8 protein-coding genes and 1 pseudogene are annotated in these 11823 nt (G+C 72.7%); 3 read left to right on the top strand and 6 right to left on the bottom strand.

From position 1 onward, the window contains the following. Positions 1-648, bottom strand: a 648-nt coding sequence (gene recA / locus AB0C62_RS39620) for a recombinase RecA (protein WP_362981815.1), incomplete at its 3' end; no start/stop codon positions are given. A 359-nt stretch (positions 649-1007) separates the two neighbouring features. On the opposite strand from recA, the gene AB0C62_RS39615 reads away from it, so the two are divergent. Beyond that, on the top strand, positions 1008-1787 hold the full coding sequence (locus AB0C62_RS39615; RefSeq protein WP_362981813.1) for a hypothetical protein: 780 nt from the start codon (positions 1008-1010) through the stop codon (positions 1785-1787). Positions 1788-1790: 3 nt separating this feature from the next. Here AB0C62_RS39615 and AB0C62_RS39610 read toward each other — a convergent pair whose 3' ends face one another. Next, a complete protein-coding gene (locus AB0C62_RS39610; protein ID WP_362981811.1) occupies positions 1791-3002 on the bottom strand; it encodes an AI-2E family transporter in 1212 nt (403 codons plus the stop codon). 104 nt (positions 3003-3106) lie between these two features. Further along, on the bottom strand, positions 3107-3301 hold the full coding sequence (locus tag AB0C62_RS39605; protein WP_362981809.1) for a DUF3046 domain-containing protein: 195 nt from the start codon (positions 3299-3301) through the stop codon (positions 3107-3109). An 80-nt stretch (positions 3302-3381) separates the two neighbouring features. Here AB0C62_RS39605 and AB0C62_RS39600 point away from each other — a divergent pair, with 80 nt between their 5' ends. Then, complete coding sequence (locus AB0C62_RS39600) at positions 3382-4326, top strand: hypothetical protein (protein ID WP_362981807.1); 945 nt, start codon at positions 3382-3384, stop codon at positions 4324-4326. Between the two features lie 150 nt (positions 4327-4476). On the opposite strand, the gene AB0C62_RS39595 is transcribed toward AB0C62_RS39600, so the two are convergent. The 3 genes and pseudogenes from AB0C62_RS39595 to AB0C62_RS39585 form a co-directional block, all read right to left on the bottom strand. Next, positions 4477-4785 carry an AzlD domain-containing protein gene (locus AB0C62_RS39595; RefSeq protein ID WP_362981805.1) on the bottom strand — a complete coding sequence of 103 codons (309 nt, stop codon included), beginning with the start codon at positions 4783-4785 and terminating at the stop codon, positions 4477-4479. Next, positions 4782-5609: an AzlC family ABC transporter permease gene (locus AB0C62_RS39590; protein WP_362981803.1), complete on the bottom strand. Its 828-nt coding sequence runs from the start codon at positions 5607-5609 to the stop codon at positions 4782-4784. The genes AB0C62_RS39595 and AB0C62_RS39590 overlap by 4 nt, the downstream gene beginning before the upstream one ends. A 65-nt stretch (positions 5610-5674) precedes the next feature. Next, positions 5675-6526: pseudogene (locus AB0C62_RS39585) on the bottom strand (AraC family transcriptional regulator); the annotation flags it as partial. Between the two features lie 135 nt (positions 6527-6661). Between AB0C62_RS39585 and AB0C62_RS39580 the strand changes: the two are divergent. Beyond that, positions 6662-11785, top strand: coding sequence for an ATP-dependent helicase (locus AB0C62_RS39580; RefSeq protein WP_362981801.1), 5124 nt, complete (start codon positions 6662-6664; stop codon positions 11783-11785). Positions 11786-11823: the final 38 nt, after the last annotated feature.

The following is an 11823-nucleotide window of genomic DNA, read 5'->3' as shown; positions in this document are numbered from 1 at the left end:
CTTCAGCGCCCGGCCACCGGTCGTGGTCTCCGGGGAGCCGAACATCACGCCGATCTTCTCGCGGAGCTGGTTGATGAAGATCGCGGTGGTCTTCGACTGGTTGAGCGCGCTGGTGATCTTGCGCAGGGCCTGGCTCATCAGACGGGCCTGCAGACCCACGTGCGAGTCGCCCATCTCGCCCTCGATCTCCGCGCGCGGCACCAGGGCGGCGACGGAGTCGATCACGATGAGGTCGAGCGCTCCGGAGCGGACCAGCATGTCCACGATCTCCAGGGCCTGCTCGCCGTTGTCCGGCTGGGACAGGATGAGGTTGTCGATGTCGACGCCGAGCTTCTTCGCGTACTCGGGGTCGAGGGCGTGCTCGGCGTCCACGAACGCCACCTGGCCGCCGGCCTTCTGCGCGTTCGCGACGGCGTGCAGGGTCAGGGTCGTCTTACCGGAGGACTCCGGGCCGTAGACCTCGACCACGCGGCCGCGCGGGAGCCCGCCGACGCCGAGGGCGACATCGAGCGCGGTCGACCCGGTGGGGATGACCTCGATGGGCTCATTCGGCCGCTCGCCCAGGCGCATCACTGCACCCTTGCCGAACTGCCGTTCAATCTGTGCGAGCGCGGCGTCGAGCGCCTTCTCGCGGTCGGTTCCTGCCATGGGTTCCACCCGGTTTGCTTGAGTCGATCGCTTCACGTCAAAGACGCTAACGCCTGCCACTGACAATGCGCCCCGACGCCCGTCCGGCCTGTGGATAACTCGGGCACATCTCCATGGAAACCCTGCCGAAACCATCGGCTAGGGCTCCGCCGGAACTTCTATAAGAATGGATGTTCGATTTACGTGTCAAGCGCACCACGCGACACCTCCGAGACTACGTTCACGGTCCGACAACCCCCGGGATCTGCCCTCATCACGGGCCCGGCGCGCGTCCGCCCCGGGCTACTCCCCCGGGCGTAGCGCCGGTGTCTTCGGCCGTACGACGACGTCCCGCGGGACCGCCCGGCAGGCTGTCGGCCATGGAAACGACGAGGGTCCGCGCCCTGACTCCGCCGAAGCCCTCGCTCCGTCCGGCCGAGCGGCTCTGCCACGCCACGGGCGCCGTGCTCGTCCTGTCGGGATGCGTGCACCTGCTGGTCTTCGCCGTCGACGGCGGCCCCTGGGACGGACCGGTCTCCTGGCGCAAGCCCGTCACCTTCGGGCTCTCCTTCGGGCTGACGCTGATCGCGGTCACCTGGGTGACGTCGTATCTGCGCGTCGGTGCCCGGCCGCGCACCGCGCTGCTCGCCGTGTTCGCCGCGGACTGTGTGGTGGAGGTCGGCGGGATCACACTCCAGGCGTGGCGCCGGGTGCCCTCGCATCTCAACATGGAGACCGGTTTCGACACGGCGGTGTCCATGACGCTCGCCGTGGGCGGCGGGGTGCTGGTCGTGGTGCTGGCCCTGTTCGCGGTCGCGTCCTTCCGGAACCGGCCCGCGGGGCCTCCCGGCATGCCGCTCGCCCTGCGTTCCGGGTTCGCGATCCTGCTCGTCGGTCTGGCCTCCGGCGCCGCGATGATCGCGCGCGGGGTCGTTCTCACCCGCACCGGCCACCAGGAGGCGGCCTACCACTCGACGGCTCCGCTCAAGCCGCTGCACGGCGTGAGCCTGCACGCCGTGCTCGTGCTGCCCGCGCTGGCGTGGTTGCTGTCCCGCACCGACTGGAGCACGCGGGTCAGGGAACGCGTCCTGTACGGGGCGGTCGGCTGCTACGTCGCGGCCGTCCTCGCCACCGGCGTCGACGCGGTGCTCACCTGGTGAGCGTCACCGGTCGAACAGCCGCCGCACGCGCGCGGCAAGGCCCTCCGAGCTGCGCGTCCGGTGCCCGTGGACGCGCGGGTCGTCCGTGACCTCGTAGCGCTTCACGTACGCCCCGAGGAACGCCTGGAGCGTGGCCACGGCGGGGATGGCGATCAACGCGCCGACGGCTCCGAGGAGCGCCGTGCCCGCGATGACGGACCCGAAGGCGACCGCCGGGTGGATGTCCACCGACTTGGAGGTCAGCTTGGGCTGCAGCACGTAGTTCTCGAACTGCTGGTAGATCACCACGAAGACGAGCACCCACAGCGCGTACCAGGGGTCGACGGTGAAGGCGATCAGCATCGGCAGGGCGCCCGCGAGATAGGTGCCGATGGTCGGGATGAACTGCGAGACCAGGCCGACCCACACGCCGAGCACGGGCGCGTAGGGCACGCCGAGCGCCTCCAGCAGGATGTAGTGCGCCACTCCCGAGATCAGCGCCATCAGGCCGCGTGAGTACAGATAGCCGCCGGTCTTGTCGACGGCGATCTCCCAGGCGCGCAGCACCTCGGCCTGCCGGGCCGGCGGCAGCACCGAGCAGAGCGCGCGCCGCAGCCGCGGTCCGTCGGCCGCGAAGTAGAACGAGAACAGCGCGATGGTCAGCAACTGGAAGAGCCCGCCCAGGACCTGTCCGGAGACGTCCAGGACGCCGGTGGCGCTGTTCTGCACGTACTTCCGCAGCCAGGCGGAGTGGAGCAGGCTGTCCTGGATGTCGACCCGTCTCAGGTCGGTGTGGAAGTGCGCGTTGATCCAGTTGATGACGGAGTCGAGGTAGTCCGGGAAGCCCTCGACCATCTTGATGATCTGCCCCGCGAGCATCGAGCCGAGCAGCGTGATGAATCCGGCGGTCAGGATCAGCGAGCCGAGGAAGACCAGGAACGCGGCCAGTCCCCTGCGCATCCCCCGCGAGGCCATCCAGCTCACCGCGGGTTCTATCGCGAGCGCCAGGAAGAAAGAGATCAGGATGTTGATCAACAGGCCCGTGAGCTGGTGGAACGCCCAACTGCCCAACTGGAACGCCGCGATGAGCGTCAGCGCGAGCACCATGGCACGCGGCAGCCAGCGCGGCATACGACCGCCCTGGGCGACGATGCCCCCGCCAGGTGGCTCGGGCGGTGTCGTGCCGAACGGGGATGCCTGCTGATCGACCTGCGTGTTCTCGTCTGTCGGGGCCACGGAGCAAGTTTCGCCCACGCCACCGACAATCGGCCCCGGTCCCCCCTTGTTCGATGCCCACCGGACACTTCCCCGGCCCGGGCCAGGCACTTTTCGGGTGCCTGTCAGTGCTTTTCGTACGGAACGTCCATCGACGCGCACACCACGCGCCAGACGTCCCTGGCCTCCCAGCCCGCGTCCAGCGCCTCGTTGACGGTGCGCCCGCCGAGTTCCGTCATCACGTGATCGCGCGCGAAGGTGTCGGCGTACCCCGCGCCGAAATGATCAGCCATTCGCTGCCAGAAGACCGTCAACCGCATGACACCAGTATCCCGCCCCTGGGGGTGGGCCAGTGCCGGGAGCCCATGCCGAGACCGCTTTCCGCCCTACGGTCTGACGCATGGCCGAAACAGGAGCATCCCCACTCCCCCAGACGCCCCCGGCGCGTTCCCCGCTCGCACGCGCCGAGCACTTCATCTGGCTCACCGCGCGCGTGCTGGAACAGCGCCGCTTCGCCTATCACTTCCTCGGCGGCGGCGCCGACGCCGTGGAGACCGCGCTGGCCGCGTACCGCAACGACGACGAAGGGTACGGTCACGCGCTCGAACCCGATCTGCGCGGTCCGGTCAGCCAGCCGCTGCACACCGGGCACGCGCTGCGCGTCCTCGACGCGATCGGGCGCTGCGGCGGACAGCGGGTGGAGCGTGTGTGCCGATATCTGACCTCCGTGTCGACGGCGGACGGCGCGCTGCCGGCGATCCATCCCAGCCAGCGTGGCTACCCGGCCGCCCCCTTCCTCCCGATCGTCGACGATCCGCCGAGCGACCTCCTCGCCACCGGTCCGGTGGTGGGTCTGCTGCACCGCAACGAGGTGTGGCACGCCTGGCTGTTCCGGGCCACCGACTTCTGCTGGCAGGCGGTCGAGTCCGTGGAGCGGTCCCATCCGTACGAGATCGAGGCGGCGGTCGCCTTCCTCGATTCGGCGGTCGACCGCCCGCGCGCGGAGGCGTGCGCCGACCGGCTGGGCCGCCTCGTCCGGGAGCGCCGGCTCGCCGCGCTCGACCCCGAGAACCTGGCGGCCTTTCCCGTCGCCCCGGGTTACGCGGAGGGTGAGCACCACTTCCCGCACGACTACGCGGGCACTCCGGGCTCGCTCGCGCGCGCGTGGTTCACCGACGAGGAGATGTCACGCTCCCTCGACCACCTCGCGACCGAGCAGCAGGAAGACGGCGGCTGGCCGATCCGGTGGCGTCAGTGGGCACCGGGCAGCGCCCTGGAGAGCCGCCCCCTCGTGACGATCGAGGCACTGCGCACGCTCCGGGCGCACGGCAGATCCCTCGGCTGAGGGCGTCCGGCATTCCCCGCGGTCCGCGTCCACCGGCCACGGCCCTGCTTCCGGGGGCGTGACGGGATCGGGGACCGCGCCCAGCCCCGGAAGCACGCCCAGCCCCGGGAGCACGGAGGACTCAGGAGTCCACGCGCGCGTGCCCGCGGGTCAGCCCGTGATCGCGCGGACCCCGGCCGTCACCGCCACGGCCGCCGCGACCACCAGCAGGAACGGGGCACGCAGGATGAGCGCGACGGCCGCCGCCGCGAGCCCCGCGGCCTTCGCGTCCACGACGAGGACCCGCCCGTCCGCGAAGGTCTGCTGGGCCGTGAGGGCGGCCAGGAGCGCGACGGGCAGCAGGGCGGCGAGCCGCTGCACGAGCGGTCGCTCCAGCACCCCGGCGGGGATCAGCAGACCGACGAGTTTGACGACGTAGCAGCCGACGGCGGTGGCGCCGATGGCGATCCAGATGTTCAACGGTCTTCCCCAGATGCGTCGTGCGGTGCGCCGTCGGGCACATCGGTCGGTGCCTCGGGCCCGGTCGTGGACGGGGTCCGCGGTGTGCCGCCACCTGGCCCGTCGTCGGTGCGCGCCCGGTTGCGTCCCGTCACGTACAGCACGGCGGGGGCGGCGAGCGCGGCCACCAGGACGGGGACTCCGGCGGGCAGTACGGGCAGCAGGCCGAGCCCGAGCAGGACCGCGATGCCCGCCACCGCGCGTTCCGTGGAGGTCTTCAGCATCGGCGCGAGCAACGCCAGGAACACGGCGGGTCCCGCGGCGTCCAGGCCCCACGCGTCGGTGTCCCCGATGGCCTCGGCCCCGACAGCGCCCAGCAGGGTGGTCAGGTTCCACAGGAGGTACAGCGACAGACCGGTGACCGTGAAGCCGAGCCGGACGCTGCGGCGGGTGGGCTGGGCGAGCGCGACGGCCGTGGTCTCGTCGATCACCCACTGCGCGGCGAAGGGGCGCACCGCGCGCGGGAGAGCGAGGAGCTGCGACAGGCGCAGCCCGTAGAAGGCGTTGCGCACCCCCAGGAAGAAGGCGCCCGCTGCCGCGGTGAGCGGGTTGCCTCCGGCCGCGAGCGCACCCACCAGCGCGAACTGTGAGGCGCCGGTGAACACCAGGAGGCTGAGCGCGCAGGTCTGAAGAAGGGTGAGCCCGCTGCCGGCCGACGTCACCCCGAAGGCGAAACCGGACAGTCCGACGGCGACCCCGACTCCGAGTGCGTCGCGGACGACGGCGGCGTCGGGTTTTCCGTCTTCTTCACTGCGCTGGTCCGCGAGAGCTGTCTGTTCTGCCACGCGTCGGACGGTACGAGGAGGTGCCCCGCGCCGTCTTGTACGTTCTTGCGCTCACGCTGGTAGGCACCCGGGGGCACGCCCACGATCCGGGTGAAGTGGCGGTTGAGGTGCGGCTGGTCCGTGAAGCCGACGGCGACGGCCGCCTCGGCGGGCGCGGAACCGGCGTCCAGCAGATGACGTGCCCGGCGCACCCGCGCGTCGGTCAGCCAGGTGTGGGGCGGCATCCCGTAGGCGTCCCGGAACGCGCGCAGCAGGGCGAACGAGCTGGTGCCGAGGTCGGCGGCGAGCCGCTCCAGTGTCGGCGGTTCGGCCATCCGTTCCTCCAGCACGGCACGCGCGCGTGCGGCGAGACGGCCGCCCGCGGTCCGCACGGCCCGCTGCGGCAGGGGCCCGCCGTTCAGGCGCAGCAGCCGGGTCACGGCGACCCGCAGCAGGGTGTCGGCGGCCAGCGCGTTGCCCTCGTCGGCGGCCCGGAGCACCTGGTGGACCAGACCGGCCGCGTACGGATCGTCGAGGACGGGCCTGGTGAATCCGGGGGCGCCGCGCAGGGTGGTGGTCTCGGCGGCGATCTCCGCGACGAGGTCCGGGGAGGGGTACACAGCGCCGTAGTGCCAGCCCTCGGGAACGCCGGCGCGTCCGGTGTGCGGGGTGTCGGGGTTGACGAGAGCGAGGGCGCCGGGACCCGCGTACTGGTCGACGCCTCCGTGGTGGAAGACCTCGACGCCCTCGTCGATGGCGGCGATCACGAAGTTCTCGTGGGTGTGCCGCACGAAGATCTTCTCGACGTACCGGGCACGCAGGAGATCGACACCGGGCAGCTCCGCGTACCGCCAGTGTCGTGCCCGCTCCTGCCCCGAACCTGCCACGTCCTCATTCTCCGCCACCTCGGCCGGGGTCACCGCGGACGTCCACCGCATCCTTCGGCCCTGATCACCGCGGACGCCGACCGCAGCCCTCGCCCGGGCCCGGCGGACTCCGGCCGGCGGGGCCGTCCCGTCCCCGTATCCGCGCAGGTCAGAGCGATTGTCAGTGAGCGGGTGCAGGATGGACGCATGGTCAGCTCCACGCATCGGGCCCTCGACGGCTTCTCCCCCGCGACCCGCGGCTGGTTCACGGGGGCCTTCTCCGCGCCCACCGCGGCCCAGGCCGGCGCGTGGACGGCCATCGGCGCGGGCTCCGATGTGCTGGTCGTCGCCCCGACCGGCTCCGGCAAGACGCTGGCCGCGTTCCTGGCCGCGCTCGACCAGCTGGCCTCGACGCCCCCGCCGGCGGACCCCAGGAAGCGCTGCCGCGTGCTGTACGTGTCACCGCTGAAGGCGCTCGCGGTCGACGTGGAGCGCAATCTGCGCAGCCCGCTGACCGGTATCCGGCAGGAGTCGGTGCGGCTCGGGCTGCCGGAGCCCGAGGTGAAGGTGGGGATCCGCTCCGGCGACACCCCGCCCGCCGAGCGCAGGGCGCTGGCCACCCGCCCGCCGGACATCCTGATCACCACCCCCGAGTCGCTGTTCCTGATGCTGACGTCGGCCACGCGTGACGCTTTGACGGGCATCGAGACGGTGATCCTGGACGAGGTGCACGCCGTCGCGGGCACCAAGCGCGGCGCCCACCTCGCGCTCACGCTGGAGCGCCTGGACGAGCTGCTGCCCAAACCGGCCCGCCGCATCGGTCTCTCCGCGACCGTGCGTCCCGTGGACGAGGTCGCGCGCTACCTGTCCCCGCAGCGCAAGGTGGAGATCGTCCAGCCGCCCTCCGGCAAGGAGTTCGACCTCTCGGTCGTCGTCCCGGTGGAGGACCTGGGGGAGCTGGGCGGCTCCCCGGCCGCCGACGGCAAGGACGGCGCGGAGAAGCCCTCCATCTGGCCCCATGTCGAGGAGCGGATCACCGACCTCGTCCAGTCCCACCGCTCGACGATCGTGTTCGCCAACTCTCGGCGTCTCGCCGAGCGCCTGTGCAACCGGCTCAACGAGATCGCGTACGAGCGGGCGACCGGCGAGCCCCTGGACGAAGCGCATTCTCCAGCCGAGCTGATGGGCGGCTCGGGGGCGGCGCAGGGTGCGCCTGCCGTCATCGCGCGTGCGCACCACGGCTCGGTGTCCAAGGAGCAGCGGGCCCAGGTCGAGGAGGACCTGAAGGCCGGCCGTCTTCCCGCCGTCGTCGCCACCTCCAGCCTCGAACTGGGCATCGACATGGGCGCGGTCGATCTCGTCATCCAGGTCGAGTCCCCGCCCTCCGTGGCGTCGGGGCTCCAGCGGGTGGGCCGCGCGGGTCACCAGGTCGGCGCGGTCTCCACGGGCGTCGTGTTCCCGAAGTACCGCGGAGACCTGGTGCAGGCGGCCGTGGTCACCGAGCGGATGCGCACGGGCTCCATCGAGTCCCTGCGGATCCCCGCCAACCCCTTGGACGTACTGGCACAGCAGCTCGTCGCCATGACGGCGCTCGACACCTGGCAGGTCGACGACCTGCTCACCACCGTCCGTCGCGCGGCCCCCTTCGCCGCGCTCCCGGAGTCGGCGTTCACGGCCGTGCTCGACATGCTCGCCGGCCGCTACCCCTCGGACGCCTTCGCGGAGCTGAGGCCCCGCGTCGTCTGGGACCGCGTCGCGGGCACGGTCACCGGCCGCCCCGGCGCCCAGCGGCTCGCCGTCACCTCCGGAGGCACGATCCCCGACCGTGGGCTCTTCGGCGTCTTCCTCGCGGGAGCCGACCCCAAGAAGGGCGGCGGCCGGGTCGGCGAACTCGACGAGGAAATGGTCTACGAGTCCCGCGTGGGCGACGTGTTCACACTCGGCACGAGCTCCTGGCGCATCGAGGACATCACCCGGGACCGCGTCCTCGTCTCCCCGGCCCCGGGTGTCCCGGGCAGGCTGCCCTTCTGGAAGGGCGACCAGCTCGGCAGGCCCCTCGAACTGGGCCGCGCGGTCGGCGCGTTCCTCCGCGAGGTCGGCTCCCTCCCCCAGGACGACGCCCGGCTCCGCCTCCTCGCGGCGGGCCTCGACGCCTGGGCCGCCGACAACGTCCTGGCGTACCTCACCGAGCAGCGCGAGGCATGCGGCCACGTCCCGGACGACCGCACCATCGTCGTCGAGCGCTTCCGCGACGAGCTGGGCGACTGGCGCGTCGTCGTGCACTCCCCCTTCGGCGCCCAGGTCCACGCGCCCTGGGCCCTCGCCCTGGGGGCGAAGCTGTCCGAGCGCTACGGCATGGACGCCCAGGTCATGCACGCCGACGACGGCATCGTGCTGCGGCTGCCCGACGCCGACCTGATGGGCATGGACCTGCTCGACCAGGCCCCCACGAAGGGGGGCACGGAGTACGACGCCGACCAGGCACCGGTCGGCGCGGCGGACGTCGCCTTCGACAAGGGCGAGGTCAACCAGATCGTCACGGACCAGGTCGGCAGTTCGGCCCTGTTCGCCGCCCGCTTCCGCGAGTGCGCGGCCCGTGCCCTGCTGCTCCCGCGCCGCAGCCCCGGCAAGCGCACCCCGCTCTGGCAGCAGCGCCAGCGCGCCGCCCAACTGCTCCAGGTGGCGAGCGAGTTCGGCTCGTTCCCGATCGTCCTCGAAGCGGTCCGCGAATGCCTCCAGGACGTCTTCGACGTCCCGGGCCTCACGGAGCTGATGGGCGACATCGAGTCCCGCAAGGTCCGCCTCGTGGAGGTCACCACCACCGAGCCCTCCCCCTTCGCCCGCTCGCTCCTCTTCGGCTACGTCGCCCAGTTCCTGTACGAGGGGGACTCGCCCCTCGCCGAGCGGCGGGCCGCCGCGCTGTCGCTGGACTCCCGCCTGTTGGCCGAACTCCTCGGCCAGGCCGAGCTGCGCGAGCTGCTCGACGCCGACGTGCTCGCCGAGCTGGAGAGCGAGCTGCAGTGGCTCACCGAGGACCGGCGCATCAAGGACGTGGAGGGTGTCGCCGACCTGCTGCGCCTGCTGGGGCCGCTCACGGACACCGAGCTGGCCGAGCGGGGCTCCGAGCCGTACTGGGCCCAGGAGTTGGCCGCCGCGCGCCGCGCCATCCGGGTCCGGATCGCCGGGGCCGACCACTGGGCGGCGATCGAGGATGCGGGCCGCCTGCGGGACGCACTCGGGACCGCGCTGCCCGTCGGCGTCCCGGAAGCCTTCACCGAGCCGGTGAAGGACCCCCTCGGAGACCTCCTGGCACGGTACGCGCGCACCCACGGGCCGTTCACGTCCACGGCCGCCGCCTCTCGCTTCGGCCTCGGTTCGGCGGTCACGGACGGCGCACTGCACCGGCTGGCCGCCGGCGGGCGTGTCGTACAGGGCGAGTTCCATCCCGCGGGCATCGGCCAGGAGTGGTGCGACGCCGCGGTGCTGCGCAGGCTGCGGCGGCGCTCCCTCGCCGCGCTGCGCCACGAGTTGGAGCCGGTGCCGCCCGCCGCGCTCGCCCAGTTCCTCCCGCAGTGGCAGCACGTCGGCAGCGGTCACGGGCTGCGCGGCATCGACGGACTGGTGCGCGCCGTCGAGCAGTTGCAGGGCGCGTCCGTGCCGGCGTCCGCACTGGAGAAACTGGTACTGCCCTCGCGTGTCGCCGGGTACGCACCGGCGCTGCTCGACGAGCTCACGGCCGCCGGAGAGGTGGTCTGGGCAGGAGCGGGTTCGCTGCCGGGCAAGGACGGCTGGGTCTCGCTCTTTCTGGCCGATGCCGCCCCCCTGCTGCTCCCGGCCGCGCATCCCCTGGAGCTGACGGCACTGCACCAGTCGGTCCTCGACACCCTCACCGGTGGCTACGGCCTCTTCTTCCGCCAGATCGCCGACCAGGTCCGCGCCACCACCCACCCGGACGCCACCGATCCCCAACTGGCGGACGTCATCTGGGACCTGGCCTGGTCCGGGCGCCTCACGAACGACACCCTCGCCCCGATGCGCTCCCTCCTCGGCTCGGGCCGCACCGCCGGTTCGACCGCCCACCGCGCCAAGCGCTCGGTCCCGCGGGGACGCTACGGCGCTCTGACCGGCGGCGCACGACCCCAGTCGCGGACCGGCCCACCCACCGTGGCGGGCCGCTGGTCCCTCCTGCCCGAGCGTGAGCCCGACCCCACCGTGCGCGCCCACGCCCTGGCCCGCACCCTGCTCGACCGGCACGGAGTGGTCACCCGGGGTGCCGTCGCCGCCGAGGGCGTGGAAGGCGGCTTCTCCGCGGTCTACCGCATCCTGTCCGCCTTCGAGGACAGCGGCCAGGCGCGTCGCGGCTATGTGGTCGAGGGCCTCGGCGCGGCCCAGTTCGCCATGGACGGCGCGGTGGACCGCCTCCGCGCGGCGGCGAACGCACGGGACCGCGGCGACACCTCGTCCCCGCTCATGTCCCCGGGCGGCCACGGTTTCCCGGACGACTCGCCCGCGGCCCACGGTTTCCCGGACGACCACGGCCTGCCGGGCGGCCGGGGATCCGCCCTCGGCCCGGCGGACGTCCCCGGGTTCCCGGACCTCTCGGGGCTCCCGGGCACCGGGGGTCGCACGGACTCCTCCGACCGGCCGGACCCCGACGGCGACGGACACGGCTCGGGATTCAACAGTCCGGGCATCGTCGGACACAAGCCCGCTTCCGTCGAACCCGGCTTCGACGGAAGCGACTTCGGCACCCCCGGTTCCGGGGACGGCGGAGCCCACACCTTCTCCGCCGACTCCGCCTTCTCGGCCGGTTCCCCGTACCCCGACGCCACCGGCCACCCGCCGGCGTCGCCCCGGCGCAACGGCTTGCCGTACGGGTACGGCTCCACGGGCCCCGCCGACCGAGCCTTCCCGAACGCCCGCTCCCGCACCCGCGCCACTTCCCCGGCGGTCGTCCTGGCCGCGGCCGATCCCGCGAACGCCTACGGCGCGGCCCTGCCCTGGCCGGAGTCGCCGACCGAGGCGGGCCACAAGCCGGGCCGCAAGGCGGGCTCCCTGGTCGTCCTGGTCGACGGCGAGCTGACCCTCTACATGGAGCGCGGCGGCAAGACCCTGCTGGCCTGGCCCGCCGATCCGGAGAGCCCGGTCGGCGACGACGTACGCCTGCACGCCGCGGCCGAGGCACTCGCGGCCTCCGCCCGGGCGGGCTCACTCGGCACGGTCACCGTCGAGCGTGTCAACGGAGCGTCGGCCCTGACCTCTCCCCTCGGCACCCTCCTGGAAGCAGCGGGCTTCATCGCCACTCCACGCGGGCTGCGGCTGCGAGCCTGACCCGCCCCGCGCGCCGGGGCACCCGCTCACCAGCCGTG

Origin of the sequence: Streptomyces sp. NPDC048643, from assembly GCF_040650615.1 — a bacterium.
Classification (GTDB): Bacteria; Actinomycetota; Actinomycetes; order Streptomycetales; family Streptomycetaceae; genus Streptomyces.
This window is presented reverse-complemented; position numbering and strand designations above follow the sequence as displayed.